Consider the following 18,219-nt stretch of genomic DNA (forward strand, 5'->3'; position numbering starts at 1 on the left):
GCAGTGAAACGCAGTTGCGCCGATGGTAGTGTGGGAGTTCCCATGTGAGAGTAGGTCATCGTCAGACACTTATTTTGCTTTTATCTTTTTCGAAAAGATGAAGATAAACGTTAGAAAAAAGCCCCGTCCTTTGGACGGGGCTTTTTTCGTTTGGGTGCTTTATTACTTTAGGTTCATTCTTAGCGTCTTTCACGCCATATGGCCAGAAAATCACTCACCGTCCGCTGTGATTGGCTCGTGCTCGATAGCCTGCCAGCTGCAATTGATAATGGGGTTAGTGGGTGCTGCTGAAGGCTTCGATGTGGATCTGTTGGCGTTTGGCCCCTTGGATAAAAGCAGATTTAGCAACGGCATTCAGTAAAGGTTCGCTGCCTGCTAACCATAAACGCTGTAGCTGCAGCTGTGGCCAGTTGAGCTTAAGGTAAGTGGCAATTTCAGCTGTGGGGTTGTCGAACAGGGGCAACTGATGAAGGTGAAATTGTGGGTATTGCTGCGCGAGGGTGCGCAGTTCTGATTCTAGGTAGAACTGTTGCGGCTGGCATGCGTGGATCAGGTTGATGTCGGCTTGATGACCATGCTGCAGTGCTTGCTGTGCCAGACCATACAGCGGCGCTAAGCCGGTGTTGTGGCCAATCAACAGCAGCGGTTGTTGTGCTGAAACGGCGTTGTAGGTGCAATCGCCGTGGGCGCTAGAAAGCAGAATCGGATCCCCAACTTGCAGCTGTTGCGCTAGGTGGCTGAATTGACCACTGGGGCGACACTCAATATGCACTTCGATATACGCTTGCTGTGGCGGCACGCTGGCGATTGAGTAGCGTCGTTGGACATTGTTGATGTTCAGCTGCAACGATTGGCCTGGCTGGAATGGAATTGGGCTGGAAAAGCGTAACCGCAAGACATTGGCGGTCAGCTGATCTGTGGCGAGTATTTTGCTGTGGTAACGGCAGGCTAATGGTGGGCGCTGCACGGTTAGATCGGTTGTGGGTACACAACTGCATGGGAGAAAGTATCCCTGAGCTTGTTGCTGGCTGCTGAGCCCCTGCTGAGCGGTTCGCCCTGGTTGGCCTTGCGTGCATTGCATTAGGCAGGCTTGGCATACGCCTGAGCGGCAGCCATAGGGTAACTCGATGCGCTGCTGGAGCAAGGTGTCGAGTACGGTTTCGCCTTGAACGTTGGGGTAGTCTTGCTGTTCAAAGGTGATGTTAGCCATTGGAGGAAGCGCCGCTGTTGTCCATATCCGTTAATGGTGGGCGAGGTGTGATGAAATTGCAACGGATCAAAAAAGGGCCCTTTCGGGCCCTTCTGGTTAACCGTTATCGGCTTAGACTGGCTGGTAGCCACCTTCGATGCCTTTGGTCGCGATAGCGACAGCATCGTGGGCGTGCAAGCTTTCTAAGTGATTTACTTGTAACCAAAAATCCAACATTTGTGGCTGCTGCTCAAGGGCGTATTTAACCCGGCGAGCGGCATCTTCAACGAACATCAGGTTTTGACCATTCAAGCGCGCAAACTCTTGCTCATCTTCTCGCTTTACCGTGGCTTGAACTGGCGTTTTGAGGGCGTGTTCAACCGCAGTTACGATGCGGGCGATAGGTAAGCCGCTGTCATCATCGGCCAGTTTTACTTTTACCTGTGCGATGGAACGCTGGCTGTGCGGCGTAGCCACAATCCCTTGGGTGCTACCAAGCCACTGCTTAACGACTTCCATATCGACCTGCTCTTCGCCGTGGAACTTGTGTTCGAAGGCTTCTTGGATCAGCTGGCGTGCTAAGGCGGCAGAACATGGGCAGGTTGAGGAGTAGGCAATATCAACCTGCATCTCGATAGTAAGTTGCCCCTGCTCCATCCGGCCAGTGAGTACAACGGGGTAGTTACGCCAGCCGTGGTTATTGGACAGCAACGCTTTACTGCGAAGATGGTAATCGAAGCTGAAACGAACGAACGCTTTATCAGACAGGTCGTCGTGGCTGCTCAAAAAATCCTGCAGCAACGCTTTCAGGCTGCTCAGATCTAAGGTGCTGTCCATCGACATCTTGTCGAGCGCCACGTACAAACGGGACATGTGGATCCCTTTGGCGTGGGCTTGCGGCAAGTTGACGTATGCTTCTACACGGGCGCTGACTTGGCGCGGCGCTTCGTTATCGGCGGTAACCAGAATTGGCAATTCAATCTGGCTCATTCCTACCCAATCCAGCGTGCCACTGATTTGGGCTTGGCTGCTGCTGGCCACATCGGGCATCGCAGTGGGTAGAGTAGGGTTTTCTGTCATCGTCACTACCATCAAACTTCGTTAGGGCGGCAAGTATATCACGGGGGAAAACAAGGCTCATTGGGAAAAACCGAATGAGCCTATAGCTTTTGCTGAGAAATGCGTGCGGTTAACGTACGGCCGAGAACGGTCGCAGCCACGGCTGATCCGGTGCGGTCGTAAGTTGTTCTAACGCTTGTTGGGCTTGCTGCTCATCGCTGAAGCTGCCCCAAAGCACCTGATACCACCCATTGCTTTGTTTAATTTGCCAAGGTTGTGGCAGCTGATGCTGCTTAATAAAGGCGCTGGCGCTGTCCCGTGAGCGGGCGGCAGCCACTTGCCAGGTTAGGTGATCACTCGGTTGTTGGCTTAACCAATCGTCGCCAGGTGCCGCTGGGGCACTGACTGCTGCCGGGATTGTCTGTGGTTTAAGGTTCGGTACCGATGGCGTGGCAACTGGCGTTGGTGCCGTTAGACTTTCGCGACGCAAGTCGGCTACTCGGCGCGGGATCGGCTGACCATTACTGAGATCCGATGGCATATCACGGCGGCCTAATTCGGCCGAACGTTCGCTGGGGTACTGCCCTGCTAACAGTAAGTACACCGGTTTACCGGCGCGCATTACCTTAGTTTGAGTTAACGACATCTGTGGGTATTGCTGTTGCAATGACGCCAGTTTGAAGGCTTTGCTACTGGCGGCGACTTGCAGCACGTAGTCGTTGGCCGACATGGTATTAAGCCGATCTGAGCTTGGACGCAAGATCAGGCGGGGATCGGGTTTGGGGACGACAACTGGCGTCGGCTTTGCGATGGCAACGATGGCTTTCCCATTGGCATCTTGCAGCTGGATCTGCCAGTTTTTGCGATCTTCACCGCTAGGGCTGATGTTCAGTGGGTACAGTGGAATGGCGCTGCTTAATTCCCGCTTGCGCATCTGCTCTGGATTGGCGATTAAGTAATACTGACCGGGGCGCAGTCCAGGAAAGAAGAAGTTCCCTTCGCCATCGGTACTTACCGAGGTGATCCGCCGCTGCGACAAATCGGTAATGTTGAGTTCCAGTTGAGCGATGCCGTTGCCGTGTTGATCGGTTACTTGGCCGTTCACGCTGCTGATCATCACTAAAGCCAGATCAACCACGTTGCGTTCGCCGGCGATAGGCATAATTTCCATTACGCCGTTACGCAGGGTCATGCCTTGTGGCAAAGCTCGACCACTGATCCCAAAGCGATAGAGGTTGTTGGCGGGCACCTGCTTGAGCATGACGGTGCCGGTGTCATCACTGACTTGGCGCGGCCAGCTTGGGGCGGCATCAATGGTGATCCCGGGTAGGGGTTGATCGGTGCGATCGAAGCGGCCGTTGTTATTGCTGTCGCGGTACACCCGCACGGCAATATCTGCCACCTGGGGGCGGAAGCCCGCGCTCAGATCGCTGTTGCGGTTGTCACGATAGTTGTAAGCAAAGGTGGCAGTACCGTTGAGCTGCCAGTCGCCGCGGTTATCAATGCCACTTTCTAACCCTAGGGTCAGCCACTGATAGCGATAGGCAATTTCATGGGCAAAGCCAAAGGTGCTTTTCGCCTCGCCGGGCTTGTCGTAATACAGCTTGGAATGGTTATTGACTGGGCCTAATGGGCGCCAGCGCAACCGAGTTTCCATATCCCGTAAGCCTTCGCCCCACTGGTAATTTAGGTGGGTCGACAGGTTCCAATCAAAACCGTTGGTGGCCAGCAGCAGTTCGCCACGGTGGCGGCTTAAGGTGTCGTCGCTCCGGCCATCGTAGCGATAGATGTGGCTGAAGCTTACCGGGCCAAATTGGCTCGATAATCGATTGGATAACACGCTGTAGTTGTCGCCGACTTTGGGGGAAGCCAACTCGCCGCCTAAGGCGTATTGCCAACCGCCAAAGCGCCAAGTTTGCCCCTCTAACCACAGTTCACTGTTGCTGCTTAGGGCAGGGTTTAAACCGCTATTGAGATCGGTGGCCATGTCACCGTTGTTGCGGTGGCTGGCCCGAATAAATAGGTTGTCGCCAAGAGGGCGGCTAAAGCCAGCAAAGTAAGCGGTTGCGTCGTCGCCATTGATCAGTTCTAACTCCAGCTGGCTTTTCCACAAACTGAAACTGGAATTGATGCCGTAATAGCTTTCAGTGCGATCGGGGTAGCGGGTAACGGGCTTCAGCGGGCTATCCGGATCCTCTGGATCCTCCGGTAGCTGCTCTTCAAATGTTGGCAACGCTAAGGTTTGGCTTTGGACGATGACGCCCAGATCCCACCAGTCGGTGATGCCGTAGCTTAAGCGCAGCCCAGTTTGGCTCAGCGAGCCTAAATCGTCGCGTTCATCGGGCTTACGGTCATTAAAGACGAAGGACTCGTTGTCCATGTAGAGCACGTTATAGCTGAACTGGCCAGCATCCAACTGATTGCTGTTGTTGATGGTTTTACGGCGTACCTGGTGCTCGCCATTAACCCCAAACAGGTGCATTTCAAATACGTTAGCGCCGGCCAGTAAGGGCTGTTCACTAAAGAAGTAGCGACCGGAATTTGCTGCTTGGGTGATCGCCATCAACACGCCATTGCGGTACAGGTGCACTTCCCAAAATGGTGGTGCGTTGCCCTCGATGGTGGTGACTCCAAACTGGTGTTGGCGACCGTCGCCAATTTGAAAACCAAAGCCTTCGTTTGCCCCTTGCAGCAAGTTATCGCCAAGGTAGCTGATGTCGCCTAATTGATACTGGCCTAAAGCAAAGCCCCAGTCGCGGCTGTAATCGTTCAGATCACGGCTAAAGCGCAGCCGATATTCGCTGCGTTCTTTGGCTAATTTATTGTAATTAAATTCGTAGCTTTGCTGGGCCAGATCGCCACTGGCGATAAAGCCGAAACGATAGTCTTGAGTAAGGATGTCGTCGCCAACGATGGCGGCATTACTAAAGCCCAGTACGGTTGGCTTACTGGCGGCAGCGTAGTTGTGGGGGTGGATAGGATCAAAGCCACCACTGTGAAAATTTTGCTGTAGCCCTAATCGAGCACTATTGGCTTGCTGGGCTTTTAATTGCTCGACTGCGGGCAGCGGGTTGTCGCTGGCCACCATCAAACGGTTCGCGGACTGATTGAAGTTGAGCCGCAGTGGCAAGATGCGTTCAATTAAGCGGGCGTCGATGTACAGATCGGCGCTGTCGCGGCCCCAAACTTGCTGCGGATCGATGTCGAAGCGTTCAAAGCCACGGCGGGCTTCTTCGGCAAAGATATCTAATAGGAAATTACTGTTCTCGCCACCGATCCAGCCATTGGCTTTGGCTTGCACGGCATCTACCCGAATGTCTAAGCCGACGGCAGCGCTTAACGCTTGCAGTGGCACCAGATTTTGGTTGCCTTGACGGTAGACGACGATCGCTTGCGGCAGCTCTTGTTCTTGGCTAACCAAGGTAAAAGTGCGCGAGGTCGATGCCTGCAGGGGGATCTCTTGGGCTTGGGCTGGACCACTGAGTAACAGCAGGCCAAACAGCGCTAAAGTGGGAGCTCGCATCAAGTAATTTTACATCAATCGGTGGAATAGAGGTTCGGGGCTAAGGATACCAGTTAATCCCTGCCCAAACAGTACGCCAATAGGACTTTTGCTAAGGAGCTAAAGATTCTACACTAGCGTTGATTACTATAACTAAAACATCGACGTTTCAAGGGGAAGCACTATGGCTCCAGCAGGATATGAGCAGCTCGATACGGTAACTTTAGATCAATATTGCGATGCAATTGGTGCGGCGGTTTTAATGAAGTCGGTCACCTTGTTTGAACAGATGGCACCGGAGTACCTAAACACCGTGGCGAGCGCCATTGCGGCCGACGACAAAAAGGCGATCACCTCTGAAGCGCATAAGCTCAAAGGGGCGGCGGGATCGGTTGGGTTAAAGCGGATCCAGTTGCTGTCGGAAAAACTGCAGTGCGGCGATGAGCCCGAGTGGCCAAGCCAGTTTAAGCAGTGGTTTAGCCAAATTACTGAGCATTACGATGCCGATGTTGCCAGCCTAAAAGCCTACCTTGCTGAGAAAGGCTAACCATTGCCCATAAAAAAAGACCGCCGATTGGCGGTCTTTTTTGTGGGTGCTGGATACTTACTCGTTACCCAGATCACCACAGAAACGGTAACCTTCGCCGTGGATGGTCGCGATGATTTCCGGCGTCTCTGGGTTGCTTTCGAAGTGCTTACGGATGCGACGAATGGTTACGTCAACCGTGCGGTCATGAGGCTTCAGCTCACGGCCAGTCATCTTCATCAGCAGATCACCCCGAGACAAAATTTTGCCTGGGTTTTCAACGAAGTGCAGTAAAGCACGGAATTCAGAGCGCGGCAGTTTGAACGGTTCGCCCAACGGGCTGATCAAAGAGCGGCTGTTGATCTCTAAAGTCCATTGGTTGAAGTGGTAAAACTCAACCTGTGGGCGTTCTTCAGTTTGACGAGACGCATTAACGATGCGGTTTAACAGGTTACGTGCGCGGATGGTCAGCTCACGTGGGTTAAACGGCTTAGTGATGTAATCGTCGGCACCGATTTCCAGGCCCAAGATTTTATCTACTTCGTTGTCGCGACCGGTCAGGAAGATCAGCGCAATGTCGTCTTTTTCGCGAAGTTCGCGAGCCAGCAACAAGCCATTTTTACCTGGCAGGTTGATGTCCATGATAACAAGGCTGATTTTACTGCTCTTCAGCGCGTTGTGCATCTCCTCACCATCAACTGCAACGGTAACGTTGTAGCCTTCGGCTTCGAAAATGCTTTTCAGAGTGTTGCTAGTAACAGCTTCGTCTTCGACGATAAGGATGTGCGGATTTTGCATTTGGGCTACCTAAAAAGCACGATTCAATACAGAACTACGACGCGCGAATTGTGTGGGCGTCGTTAAGCATAGGCAAAGTCCCTTTTGATGCCACAATTGGCACGTCCTACTGCGTCATCTGTATTGCAGATGAAGAGGCGTGGCGCTTGTGCCATGTCGATAGGCATAAAATACCGAAAATCGATTAACCGTTGTTCGTTTTTGTTAACAGATTACTTAAATCGTTAACTCGGTCACATCTCTGATGCCACTGCCAGCAGACAGGATGATCAGGAGATCGGCAAGACACGGTATTGGCAAATTCCTTTCGCCACTAATGTGTTGTTGGGCAATATTTTACGGTGAGAATGTTACAAAGTCACAAACTCTTGCGAATGCTGCGACAAGATGTGATCAAGTTCCGTATTTGATGTGGCCGAGCAGAGGGTAACTCTAGCGAACTCAGTAATTTACAGTTACTTATAATTTGCATTTCTGGTTTGATTCACCGCTTGAGTTTGACTTAGCTCACGTCAATACGGTTTATTGAGTTGGTAAAAAAAGCATCAACAGAAGAGGTGCAGTGCCTAGGTAGCCCCAATGAAGCGCGAATGAGCTGATGATTTGGGGTGAGGGAGCGTACTGCCGAGGTTGGCGATGGCATGCGACATCATCAATCGACCACTGGGGCTGAATCCTCAGGGTTGTCACCATTATGGATTAGGTGGAGAGCTTCTGGAAAGTCGAACCAAGCCAAGTGCTTGGGGCGCGGCCCAGACTCTCCGAACACTTAGGGTTCGGAGCATGACACAACACACATCTTATACCGTCGCCAAGTTTGGCGGCACCTCCGTGGCGGATCACCTCGCCATGCAACGCTGCGCTGACATCGTCATAAATGATCCCGCCGTAAAAGTGGTGGTGGTCAGTGCCTCCAGTGGCGTGACCAATCTGCTGGTTGCTTTAGCGGCAGGTCGGTTGACGGAGCCACAGCGGCTTGACTGCCTCGCCCAGATCGCCACCATTCAATATCAGATCCTTGATGCGTTAGCGCGACCGGCGCCATTGGCGGCGTTGATTGATCAATATCTGGCCCAGATAGATAAGCTCAGTAAGCAGCGCCAACAAGCCTGCGAGGATGGCGCGGTGAGTGATGCGCTGTTGTCATTGGGGGAAGCCTGTTCTTCGGCGTTGTTTGCGGAAGTGCTGCGGCAGCGACATCATCCGGCGATCTGTTTTGATGCGCGCCAAGTGATGCGTACCGATAGCCATTTTGGCCAAGCCGAGCCGGATCTGGTGCTTGTGAGCGATCGAGTGCAACAGCTGCTGCAGCCGCTCTTGGCGCAGCAGGTTGTGGTTACCCAAGGCTTTGTGGGGGCCGACAGTGATGGCCACACCACCACCCTTGGTCGTGGTGGTTCCGACTACAGTGCGGCGTTGTTAGCTGAAGCGCTGCAGGCGGAAGTGCTGGCGATCTGGACCGACGTGGATGGGATCTACAGTTGCGATCCTCGTCTGGTGCATGACGCCAAGCCGATCCCCGAGCTCTCTTTCGATGAAGCCGCGGAAATGGCCACCTTTGGTGCGAAGGTGCTGCACCCTGCCACGATATTGCCGGCGGTACGCAGCGGTTGTGCGGTGTTTGTGGGTAAAAGCCGCGCCCCAGAGCAAGGCGGCACTTGGATCCGCCAACAGGTGCAATCCACCCCAGGATTTCGAGCACTCAGCCTGCGGCGGCAACAAACGCTGCTCACGGTGCACAGCCTCAACATGCTGCACGCTCGCGGCTTCCTTGCCCAGCTGTTTGCCATCTTAGCCAAGCATCGGTTGTCGGTGGATCTGATCACCACATCGGAAGTGTCGGTGGCGCTAACGTTGGATAACACCGGCTCCAGCAACAGCGGTTCATCGTTGATCAGCGCTGAATTGCGGGCCGAGTTGGAAACCATGTGCCGCGTGGAAGTCACCGAACAGCTGGCGCTGGTGGCGGTGATTGGCAATCAGTTGGCCACGACCGCGGGCGTAGCTAAGCAGGTATTTGAGGTGTTAGAGCCCTTTAATATGCGGATGATTTGCCAAGGGGCCAGCCCACATAACCTGTGCTTTTTAGTGGATGGCGACGACGCTGATGCGGTGGTGCAAAGCCTGCATCAGCGTTTATTGCCAACTTAAGGGGCTATCTGGCGATCGATCGGTTGGCTCAGTGACAGCAGGGTTTCGGTGGATTGGATTTCGGTAATGGCCTGAATTTGATCCACCAGCAATCGGTGTAAGGCGTCAATGTCGCGACAGCGGATCTTAATAAACAAGCTGTAATGGCCGGTGGTGTAATACGCCTCGGTCACTTCACTGAGGGCCTCTAACTTGGCCAGCACCGCAGGGTAGTCACCAGCGGCTTTCAAGTTGATGCCAATAAAACAGCAAACCTGATAACCCAGTGCTCGTGGTTCGAGCAGCACTTGGGTGCCACTGATGATCCCCGCTTGTTTTAACTTCTCGATCCGCACATGAATGGTGGCGGCGCTGACCTGAAAACGCTTGGCCAGTTCGGCGTAGGGGATCCGTGCATCCCCTTGCAGCGCATTCAGGATCTGTTTATCCAAATTGTCGATTCGATGGGAATTGAGTTGGTTTTGGTCACTATTTTGAGGATTCATTATCAGATGAGCTTTGTTTTTCAATAAACCAAACTATACAAGCTTATTTGTTGTTGGATCTATTGTTTAATTGGCCTTTTGGTTTGAGTATAGATCCCAGAACGCAATATTTATTAAGGGATCGCCATGAAACACTCCTACATTGAAACCCAACGCCAAATTCAATTCGCTCGCCAGTTTTTCAGTGAGCAACTGGCGCAGCAATTGGGGCTGGTTGAAGTGCAAGCGCCGATCCTGTGTGAGGCCGACAGTGGCATTCAAGATGGCTTGGCTGGGCACGAACAAGCGGTGCAGGTGGCGGTAAAAGCGATCCCAGATAAGCGTTATGAAGTGGTGCATTCGTTGGCCAAATGGAAGCGTGCCACCTTAGGTCGTTATCAGTTTGCGGCTGGCGAGGGCATCGTGGCACAGATGAAAGCCCTGCGCCCCGATGAAGACAGCATTGGTGCCAAGCATTCAGTTTTTGTTGATCAGTGGGATTGGGAACAAGTGATGGCCACCGACGAGCGCAGCATCGCGGGATTAACCAAGCGCGTTGATGCCATCTGGGCGGGGATTAAGGCCACCGAAGATGCCTTAGCGCAACGGTTTCAGTTGCCACTGCAGTTGCCGGAGTCACTGCACTTTATTCATGCGGATCAGTTGCGGGCGCAATACCCAGAGCTAACGCCAAAGCAGCGTGAAACGGCGATCTGCCGCGAACATGGGGCGGTGTTTGTTGTAGGCATTGGGGCCAAATTGGCCGATGGCGAAGCCCACGATGTACGTGCCCCAGATTACGACGACTGGAGCAGCGAAGGTGAGTGGGGCCAAGGCCTGAACGGCGATCTGCTGGTGTGGCACCCGCAGCTGCAAGATGCGTTTGAGTTATCGTCGATGGGGGTGCGCGTGGACGCCAGCGCGTTGCAGCGTCAACTGGCACTGGCCGAGCGTCAACAAGATGCGACTCTGCCCTGGCACCAAGCGTTGTTGGCCGGTGAGTTACCGCAAACCATTGGCGGGGGCATTGGTCAATCGCGGTTAATGATGTTGTTGCTCGGCAAAGATCACATCGGCCAAGTGCAGTGCGGTGTGTGGCAAGAGGCGTGCGCGTTGCGATTGTAACCCCCCCGCAACTAATCAATCCTTGCGCGGATAAGGCGCAGCCCATTACCGCGCAGGGGGTTACACAGCCATAAAAAACGCCAGCATCATTGCTGGCGTTGTGGTTGGTGCGTGGTTGTTGGTTGCGATTAACCGCGACGACGACGCGCTAACAGTGGCAGTAACAGCAAGCTGAACCAGCCTAAGCTACCGCTGGAAGAGCTGCCCCCATTGGCTTGGATCACCGGTTGATCGGCAACATTGGCGGTAACGGTAACGGCATTCGAATCCGCGGTGCCATCGTTGGCTACAGCGCTAAAGCTGAAGGTCGTGGCGGCATCAACGTCCGGGGCGGTAAAGCTTAAGGTATTGCCTTCCACGTTGAAGTTTACCTCTGGCCCTTCGGTTTGCGTTACTGTCCAAGTTAAGTCATCGCCATCCACATCGGTTGCTAAGAGCTCGATGGTGGTAATGCTGCGTTCGCTAACGGCGGCGGCCTCTGGTGCTGTCGCGACCGGCGCATCATTCACATTCGCGACCATCACTTCAACGGTGGCGCTGCCAATCACATTGCCTTCGGCGTCAGCGGCTTCGTACTCAAAGCTGTCGGTACCAAAGAAATCCGCGTTAGGCAGGTAGTTGATGGTCAGATCGTCGTTAACCGTGGCAGTCCCGTTCGCCGCAGCGGTTTTAATGCTGATGGCGGTAGGTGCTGGCCCGGTGATGTTCAGCAACTGCAACGATTCCATGGTTTGACCGTTGTGGCTGGCGTGCATGGTCAGTGGCACGGTAACCACATCGCTGTCGTTGCCAATCACATCAAGGGTTGCAGCCATCTCTTCGGTGGCGTCTGCCACGTCGTCCATGGCGACATCAAGCTTATCCCCAGTCACATCAACTTCGATGCCAACGGTGCCACCCACTACGTTCGCGATCTGCACGTAGCTGTCAGAAACCGGAGCATCGCCAGTGCCGTTGTAATACACGCTGGTGCCTAAGCCACCACTGATGTCTTCCACCCCAACGGTGAGCGAGGTAGGCAAGGCGCCTAAATCAACGTAGTTAAACCAGTTATCACCAATCTTATCGCCGTAGCCTAAGAACACTTGGAAGGTGTAGCGGTTGTCGCTGCTGTCATTCCAAACCGCAACGTTATTCCACTCGACCACGATGTAGTCGCCTAAACCAAACAGGTGAATGCTGCCGTCGCCGCTGTCGCCCTCGGTGCCGTCATTAAGATCAAAGTCGGTCCAAAACGGCGCAATAACATTGTTTGGGGCAATGTCACTGGGTAAATTTTGGTTGGCGAAAGTGCCCGTGGTGTCTTGGCCGACCCCTGGGATCAGTAAGCCGTTATCCGAAATCGTGATGCCAGTGTAGATCTGACCGTTGTATTCAAACGGTGGCAGGTTGTAGCTGGCGGTAAATTCATCACAGCCATCGCTACAAGGTACTTGGTTGGCGGCTGAGCCAAAGCTACCAATGCCCGTTGCTCCTTCTAAGGTGGCCGTTAGCACGGACGGATCAAGGCGTCCCACCCAGCTGATGAATCCGGCCTCTTCGTTGATCTGCTGACCGGTGGTGGTATTGCCCGTGGCAGTGATGGTGGCAGAGTCCGCCACCATACTGGCCCCTTCGGCCACACTCAGACGCAGCGAGATGGTATCGGCAAAGTTTTTGTTGCTGAAATTGGCGTTAATGGTGGTGCTTTCGCCATACGCAACGGTGTTGGTGTCGGCGCTGAAGCTTAAGATGCTGGCGTCATTGGACGACTCTGGGTACACCGCAATTGGCATGTGCGCATTGGTGTCGCCGCTCAGCATCACTTGGCCAAATAACCAACCGTCTTTGTCTGAATAGGTGGTATCCAGTGAAACGGTAAACTCGGCGGAAGCCCCAGGGGCTAAGGTGACCGAGGCCGGCATAATGCTGACCTCGGCGCCTTCGGCTACGGCGCTCAGATCCCAGCTGCCCTCAGCGTCACTGCGGTTGGTTACGGTAGCGGTAAAGGTGCAGTTAGAGACACAAGATGCGTTGGCAAAGCTGGCTTTGTCGAACGTTAAGGCCGCGTCTTTGGCCGCATTCAAGTCAAGACGACCGGCACCAACATCGAAGGGATCGGCTGGCGTCGCAGCGTCTTCTTTGGTGAGGCCAGTAGCCATCGAACTTGAGGTCAGTGCGGTTTTAATTTCAACAGCGGACCAATCTGGGTGCATGGCACGCAGCAGAGCCGCAGCACCAGCAACGTGTGGGCTGGCCATTGAGGTGCCAGATAAGGTGGCGTACACGTTGCCTTCTTGGCCAATTTCATCTGGCGACATTGCAGACAAAATGCTGCTGCCTGGGGCAGCGATGTCTGGCTTCAAGATATTGGGGTTGCCGTTGGGGCCACGGGAGCTGGTGCCAGCGGTGTTATCGGCAAATTCCGGATCAACAATGCGGCTGGTGGTGGCACTGATGGTGGCGCTGATGCCTTCCCCCGTCAGTTCGGCCAGAGCGGAGGTGCCGCTTTTCTGGCTGATCATCACTGCAGGAATGGCGGTGTCACCCAGCGCCATCGTGATCGGTTGTCCGTCGCGGTTGTTGTATACCACAACCGCGACGGCACCGGCTGCAGCCGCGTAATCCACTTTATCTTGGAAGTTACAACTGCCCCGGCTGATCATCGCGATGGCGTCTTTAAAGCTGTCATCGGCAAAAGGTTCACAACCTTCAAAGTTGGCTTCTGCGACGGCCAAGGCGCTGATCACCGGCGCGGTGACGTCTTCAGACAGCTGTACGGAGCCACTGCCTTCAATGGAAAGCACACCGGTTAGGGTGCCAACCGCAACTTCATTGGCAAAGAAACGGCCATGGGTGGTGTTCGCAACGGTGATGCCGGATTCGATGCAACCGGGGCAACCGATGGTTTGAGCCCCGGCGCCATCGTTACCCGCGGCACTGACCACCACCACACCGGCGGCTTCGGCGGCTTCAAACGCTTGTGCGTATGGCGAGGTGGCAGGATCGGCACCCGCACCGCCGCCCCAAGAGTTGTTGATGACGTCGGCGCCATCATTCACCGCGTGCTCCAGAGCTTCGAGCAACATGGCATTCGAGCCGGATGCGCGGGTAGGATCCGAGGCGGTGGCGTACAGCGCTTTGTACGCCATCAAGTACGCGCCAGGAGCCACACCAGAGATGGTGACGTCTTGCCCCTGGAATTGAATGTCGGTGGTGTTACCCACTGCGGTACCGGCAACGTGGGTACCGTGGCCATCAAAGCCCAACGGGCTCATGTTTTCTTGCGCGGCCACAGGGAAGGTCGGTGCCGACCAGCGTGCCACGATCAGTTTGTTGTTACAGAAGCTTTGATCGAAGGTGGCACAGTAATCGTTGCCCGGTAGATTTGCGGGTGCCTCGAAGCCTTCGTCATCAAACAGATCGCTTTCAGGGCGGATCCCAGAATCGATCACCGCAACTCGAACGCCTTTACCGGCGTTATCACGATCGCCCAGCTCAGCCCAAGCTGCGGCGGCGTTGATCAGTTCCAGAGATTGATCCATCTGGGTGTAATACATCCGTTCTGGATAAACGGCGGCCACCCCAGGCATGGCTGCAATCTGCGCCATGGACACGCCAGGCGCATGAATGCTCATGCCGTTAAATACGGTTTGGAAGTTACGCTCGACTTTGGCGTTAGGTAAGCGTTGGCGTAAATCGCTTTGGAACTGCTTTTGCAGGCCGATCAGGTGCTGGCGATAGCTCGCCGCAGCCGGAGATTGCAATTGAATCTTATCGCTGCCGCTGGCCGCAGTTGCGGCGAAACCGGGCACATTGCCTTGGTAGGTCGCCAGTGGCTGATCAGCCAACTGAACAATAAAGCGACTGCGACTTTGGTTGATGGCTTGGCGGGTTTCTGGCTTGTGATTTTGAGTGTAAGACAACACTTCAAAGGCATTGTTAGTAACGGGAGCGAGGTGGGTGGTCGGGCCTGCGACAGCAACCCCAGACAATCCCATGGCAACCGCCAGTGCAATTTTTGTTTTCATCCGTTTTCCTTCCTTGTTGTTGACCAGAGCGACCGCAAACTGCACTGGGCGACTCGTTATAACTACGAGTAAAATGTTTTTAACACACTGGCAACATGGATGCGATAACAGAATTTGGGATAAGAAAATGCTAATAGATTAGTGCTTCTGTCTGTGTTTTGTTGAATTACGAAGGAATGACGCTGGCAGGACGTGGGGTAGGAAAATAACGGCGACCCCTTTCGGCGCGGCGACAGTGGTTTGCGCCGAAAGGGGAAGAGCGCAGCGCGGCGTTGCTGACGCAGATTGTCAGCGAAAGCCAAATTGGGGCTAGTCGAATGGGCAGGGCGCCACCAGCTCGATCCGTTCACCGCTGCTGGGCTGATCGAAACAGAGCGTATGGGCGTGCAAAGTTAATCGTTCGCTGGCGGCAAACGCTTGCTCGTGGGCGTAGAAGTAGTCGCCCAGAATCGGGTGGCCAAGCTGCTGCATGTGCACCCGCAGTTGGTGCGAACGGCCAGTAATTGGGGTGAGTTCGACCATCGAGCTGTGCTCATCTTGGCTCAGTACCTTGTACTGGGTTTGCGATGGCTTGCCGTTTTCGTAGCAGACGATCTGTCGGGGGCGATTGGGCCAGTCGCAGATCAGCGGCAGATCCACTTCCCCTTCGCTGTGCTGTGGGTGGCCCCATATGCGCGCCAAGTAAGTCTTGCTGGGGGTGCGCTCGCGGAATTGGCGTTTTAAATCGCGCTCGGCGTCTTTGGTTAACGCCACGATGATCAACCCCGAGGTCGACATGTCCAAGCGATGCACTTCAAAAATCTCGCCAAACTGCTCCGTGGCGCGGCTGTAAACGCTGTCACGGTGGGCAGGATCGCGGCCGGGTACCGACAACAGTCCAGAAGGTTTATCCACCACGATGATGTCTTGATCTTGATAGAGCAAGGGCAGGTAGGGATCGGTGGGTGGCTGGTAACAAAATGGCTGCATAACGGGCTCCACAACGGCTGAGGGCGGTCACAGTAGGGAAACTGCGGCGTTGATGCAAGCCTTTAAAGCAGGTCGCTGCCGTTGGCAAACAGGATGGCGAAGGTCCACACCACAAAGGCCAGTGGCAGGTGCACTAGGGCGTAGAACAGGGCGTCGAGTTTGGTCATGCTGCGCTCGTCCAGCATCAGCAATATGTGCAGCAGTGCCACCAATGGCAGGGCGGCGTACAGTGGCCACATAAACAGTGGCGCACCGGGCCAGAATAACCGTGCTGTAATGGCAATCAACACCATCAATATCGTTACCGCTGGGGCGGCGCCGATCCGTACTTGGCTGGGGTACCATTGCAACATAGTGAATTCCTATTTCGGTTTGCGTGCCACCAGTTGCGCGCTGCAACGTTGCGGTGCTGGGTGGATCCCTTCACGGTAGTGGATTTGTTCCCAGCTGGCAAAGGCGGCAGCCAGTTCATTGGGCTGCAGCAGGAAGTTTGGGTTGCTGGGACGGCCAAAGTGTTGGGGGTGCGCTTGGGTGAAAGTTTCATACACGATAAGGCCGCCGGGCAGTATCGCTTGCGCCAGCCACGGCAGCAGCGGCCGGTGCAGATAGTGAAAGCCTAAGATGGCGGCAAAGCGGCGTTCAGCAAAGGGGTTGTGGCCATCTTCTAAGTTCTGCTGCCAGATCACCGCGCTGCTGCCTTGGGCCAGTGCTTGCTGCTCAACCCGTGCAAGGGCATCGCGGTCACGGTCAACAAACCACACGCTGTGGCCCGCCGCCGCAACGCGCAAGCCGTTGCGGCCACTGCCACAGGCCAGATCCAGCACTGGCCCATCCGGCAAGCGGTTAAACAGCTCAAGGTGATCCAACAACAGGGCGCTGGCGGTGGGGTTTTGGTGGGGCATTAGCCTTTGATCTCCTTACCGCGCAGCACACGTCGATGCCACAGGGAATAGTGGCGAAATTGGCTGGGGCCGTGGGCGATAAAGACCGACAGCAGCGCGATAAAACTAAAAATATAAGGGGCGAATTGTGGGTAGGGGTAACACAATGCCAGCAAGCCGACTTTGCCGATGGTGCAGGCGCCTTTCAGTTGCACCGCCCATAAGGGCGCCCGCCAGATCTCCCACGCCATCAGCAAACAGCCGCTGCTCATCGCCACTATCCACCAGTTACGCCACAGGGCGTTGTCTAAGCCATACAGAAAGCCTGCGGCGGCGCCCATCAATCCCAGCACGTGGGCGGCTCGTAGGCTGGTTTTCCCCAAACGCAGCACATAAAACTCAAAATCGCTGACCGGTTTGCTCATCGAACTCTCAGATATAAAAAAGGCAAGGGGCCATTGTCGGTGCCACCTTGCCTAAGCTCAAGTGCGTTGAAGGCTTCTGCCTTCGTTAAGCGCTAAATTGGCCGGAAGTTTGCTCTAGCTGCGCCAATACTTGCAGTCCCAATTCCAGCCAGCCTTCGGCGTTGAGGGCGATTGGGCGAACTTGCTTCACCTGTTCAATCGCTTGCTCTGGTGGCAACTGTTGCAGCTGCATCACCAAATAGGCCATCAACAAGCCGGTGCGATCCTTGCCACTGCGGCAGTGGATCAAGATGGTTTGACCGGCGTCCAGGCGGGGCTTAAGCAGGGCCCAAGCGTGGGTTAAGCCCTCTAGGCAGCGCTGGGGATCACCGGCCTGAGGGGGAATGTTTGCAGGCAGCTCAATGTGCAGGTGCTCTAACTGATGTTGTTCTAGCTCGGCGCGATCCACGCCAGTGGCGTCGTTAAGCGACACCACCAGCTCAATGCCGGCATCGGCAAACTCACCGGGTTGCCACGGATCTTTATTTGGGCCACTGCGCCCAGCGATCTGCCCTGGTACCAACCAAAACAACTTATCCATTACTGCGATTCCTTTAACATTAAAAAACCGGTCAATTATGACTGGGTTAACCGCTCTAGACTGGCACTTAATCGGTCCAGTTCCAATCGCAACTCGGTAATGTGATCCGGTTCGCCATTTGGGGCTATCCGTTGGTAAAGCTGTTCACGGGCGGCGAACAGCGGCGCCTTCAAATGGTGGCCAGCGACGGTTAAATAGGCCAGTTTGGCTCGCTCATCGTCGGGATCACTGCGCCGCTCAAGCAAGCCTTTGCCCTCTAGGCGTTTCAAGATTGGCGTGACCGTGGCGGCCTCCAATTCGGTTTGCTGCGCCAAGGTTTTCAGTTTCACCCCATCTTGTTGCCACAGTGCCAACAGCATCAGGTACTGCGGGTAGGTGAGATCAAACTGCAGCAGCAGTGGCCGAAACAAGCGGCTCATGGCGTGGTTGGCGCGATACAGCGAAAAACACAGCTGGTTAGCGAGGGTGGGTTCGGTCATGGCGGGATCCTTGTGTGATGCCGCCACTATATCGAGAAAAATGATCTTCGCACAAATAGTT

The 18,219-nt window shown here is 54.7% G+C and carries 15 protein-coding genes and 1 riboswitch; of the genes, 3 read left to right on the forward strand and 12 right to left on the reverse strand.

Features of this window, described 5'->3' with window-relative positions:
• Positions 1–274 precede the first annotated feature (274 nt).
• From Q0796_RS09455 to Q0796_RS09465, 3 genes are all read right to left on the reverse strand, one after another.
• Positions 275–1,210, reverse strand: coding sequence for a 2Fe-2S iron-sulfur cluster-binding protein (locus tag Q0796_RS09455; protein ID WP_298442272.1), 936 nt, complete (start codon positions 1,208–1,210; stop codon positions 275–277).
• A gap of 111 nt (positions 1,211–1,321) precedes the next feature.
• Complete coding sequence (gene folE2, locus Q0796_RS09460) at positions 1,322–2,269, reverse strand: GTP cyclohydrolase FolE2 (protein WP_298442274.1); 948 nt, start codon at positions 2,267–2,269, stop codon at positions 1,322–1,324.
• A 109-nt stretch (positions 2,270–2,378) separates the two neighbouring features.
• Positions 2,379–5,771, reverse strand: coding sequence for an SPOR domain-containing protein (locus Q0796_RS09465; protein ID WP_298442275.1), 3,393 nt, complete (start codon positions 5,769–5,771; stop codon positions 2,379–2,381).
• A gap of 163 nt (positions 5,772–5,934) precedes the next feature.
• On the opposite strand from Q0796_RS09465, the gene Q0796_RS09470 reads away from it, so the two are divergent.
• Entirely contained in the window at positions 5,935–6,297 is a 363-nt protein-coding gene (locus Q0796_RS09470; RefSeq protein ID WP_298442276.1) for an Hpt domain-containing protein, read from the forward strand.
• 57 nt (positions 6,298–6,354) lie between these two features.
• On the opposite strand, the gene arcA is transcribed toward Q0796_RS09470, so the two are convergent.
• Complete coding sequence (gene arcA, locus Q0796_RS09475) at positions 6,355–7,074, reverse strand: two-component system response regulator ArcA (RefSeq protein ID WP_298442278.1); 720 nt, start codon at positions 7,072–7,074, stop codon at positions 6,355–6,357.
• Between the two features lie 544 nt (positions 7,075–7,618).
• Positions 7,619–7,796, forward strand: a riboswitch (Lysine riboswitch).
• 61 nt (positions 7,797–7,857) lie between these two features.
• Here arcA and lysC point away from each other — a divergent pair.
• Positions 7,858–9,225: a lysine-sensitive aspartokinase 3 gene (lysC, locus tag Q0796_RS09480; protein ID WP_298442279.1), complete on the forward strand. Its 1,368-nt coding sequence runs from the start codon at positions 7,858–7,860 to the stop codon at positions 9,223–9,225.
• On the opposite strand, the gene asnC is transcribed toward lysC, so the two are convergent.
• Entirely contained in the window at positions 9,222–9,710 is a 489-nt protein-coding gene (gene asnC / locus Q0796_RS09485; RefSeq protein ID WP_298442281.1) for a transcriptional regulator AsnC, read from the reverse strand. The genes lysC and asnC overlap by 4 nt on opposite strands.
• Before the next feature lie 126 nt (positions 9,711–9,836).
• On the opposite strand from asnC, the gene asnA reads away from it, so the two are divergent.
• Complete coding sequence (gene asnA, locus Q0796_RS09490) at positions 9,837–10,814, forward strand: aspartate--ammonia ligase (RefSeq protein WP_298442282.1); 978 nt, start codon at positions 9,837–9,839, stop codon at positions 10,812–10,814.
• A 128-nt stretch (positions 10,815–10,942) separates the two neighbouring features.
• Here the strand turns inward: asnA and Q0796_RS09495 are convergent, their stop codons facing one another.
• The 7 genes from Q0796_RS09495 to Q0796_RS09525 form a co-directional block, all read right to left on the reverse strand.
• Positions 10,943–14,824 (reverse strand): S8 family serine peptidase, encoded by a 3,882-nt coding sequence (locus tag Q0796_RS09495; RefSeq protein ID WP_298442284.1) that lies wholly within the window; start codon positions 14,822–14,824, stop codon positions 10,943–10,945.
• A 309-nt stretch (positions 14,825–15,133) separates the two neighbouring features.
• Positions 15,134–15,793 (reverse strand): bifunctional tRNA pseudouridine(32) synthase/23S rRNA pseudouridine(746) synthase RluA, encoded by a 660-nt coding sequence (rluA, locus tag Q0796_RS09500; RefSeq protein WP_298442286.1) that lies wholly within the window; start codon positions 15,791–15,793, stop codon positions 15,134–15,136.
• 62 nt (positions 15,794–15,855) lie between these two features.
• Positions 15,856–16,146 (reverse strand): hypothetical protein, encoded by a 291-nt coding sequence (locus tag Q0796_RS09505; RefSeq protein ID WP_298442288.1) that lies wholly within the window; start codon positions 16,144–16,146, stop codon positions 15,856–15,858.
• Between the two features lie 9 nt (positions 16,147–16,155).
• Entirely contained in the window at positions 16,156–16,695 is a 540-nt protein-coding gene (locus tag Q0796_RS09510) for a class I SAM-dependent methyltransferase (RefSeq protein ID WP_298442290.1), read from the reverse strand.
• A complete protein-coding gene (locus Q0796_RS09515) occupies positions 16,695–17,099 on the reverse strand; it encodes a hypothetical protein (protein ID WP_298442292.1) in 405 nt (134 codons plus the stop codon). The genes Q0796_RS09510 and Q0796_RS09515 overlap by 1 nt, the downstream gene beginning before the upstream one ends.
• A gap of 85 nt (positions 17,100–17,184) precedes the next feature.
• Positions 17,185–17,679, reverse strand: coding sequence for a tyrosine-protein phosphatase (locus Q0796_RS09520; protein WP_298442293.1), 495 nt, complete (start codon positions 17,677–17,679; stop codon positions 17,185–17,187).
• Positions 17,680–17,714: 35 nt separating this feature from the next.
• Complete coding sequence (locus Q0796_RS09525; RefSeq protein WP_298442295.1) at positions 17,715–18,158, reverse strand: MarR family transcriptional regulator; 444 nt, start codon at positions 18,156–18,158, stop codon at positions 17,715–17,717.
• Positions 18,159–18,219: the final 61 nt, after the last annotated feature.

Origin of the sequence: uncultured Ferrimonas sp. (assembly GCF_947489035.1) — a bacterium.
In the GTDB taxonomy this organism is placed as follows: Bacteria; Pseudomonadota; Gammaproteobacteria; order Enterobacterales; family Shewanellaceae; genus Ferrimonas.

Bases quoted from the DNA above. Each gene is read 5' to 3' on its own strand.
- Q0796_RS09465 (WP_298442275.1), bottom strand. From the start codon at position 5,771: ATGCGAGCTCCCACTTTAGCGCTGTTTGGCCTGCTGTTACTCAGTGGT.
- Q0796_RS09505 (WP_298442288.1), bottom strand. From the start codon at position 16,146: ATGTTGCAATGGTACCCCAGCCAAGTACGGATCGGCGCCGCCCCAGCG.
- asnC (WP_298442281.1), bottom strand. From the start codon at position 9,710: ATGAATCCTCAAAATAGTGACCAAAACCAACTCAATTCCCATCGAATC.
- rluA (WP_298442286.1), bottom strand. From the start codon at position 15,793: ATGCAGCCATTTTGTTACCAGCCACCCACCGATCCCTACCTGCCCTTG.
- Q0796_RS09525 (WP_298442295.1), bottom strand. From the start codon at position 18,158: ATGACCGAACCCACCCTCGCTAACCAGCTGTGTTTTTCGCTGTATCGC.
- folE2 (WP_298442274.1), bottom strand. From the start codon at position 2,269: ATGACAGAAAACCCTACTCTACCCACTGCGATGCCCGATGTGGCCAGC.
- lysC (WP_298442279.1), top strand. From the start codon at position 7,858: ATGACACAACACACATCTTATACCGTCGCCAAGTTTGGCGGCACCTCC.
- Q0796_RS09515 (WP_298442292.1), bottom strand. From the start codon at position 17,099: ATGAGCAAACCGGTCAGCGATTTTGAGTTTTATGTGCTGCGTTTGGGG.
- Q0796_RS09495 (WP_298442284.1), bottom strand. From the start codon at position 14,824: ATGAAAACAAAAATTGCACTGGCGGTTGCCATGGGATTGTCTGGGGTT.
- Q0796_RS09455 (WP_298442272.1), bottom strand. From the start codon at position 1,210: ATGGCTAACATCACCTTTGAACAGCAAGACTACCCCAACGTTCAAGGC.
- Q0796_RS09520 (WP_298442293.1), bottom strand. From the start codon at position 17,679: ATGGATAAGTTGTTTTGGTTGGTACCAGGGCAGATCGCTGGGCGCAGT.
- asnA (WP_298442282.1), top strand. From the start codon at position 9,837: ATGAAACACTCCTACATTGAAACCCAACGCCAAATTCAATTCGCTCGC.
- arcA (WP_298442278.1), bottom strand. From the start codon at position 7,074: ATGCAAAATCCGCACATCCTTATCGTCGAAGACGAAGCTGTTACTAGC.
- Q0796_RS09470 (WP_298442276.1), top strand. From the start codon at position 5,935: ATGGCTCCAGCAGGATATGAGCAGCTCGATACGGTAACTTTAGATCAA.
- Q0796_RS09510 (WP_298442290.1), bottom strand. From the start codon at position 16,695: ATGCCCCACCAAAACCCCACCGCCAGCGCCCTGTTGTTGGATCACCTT.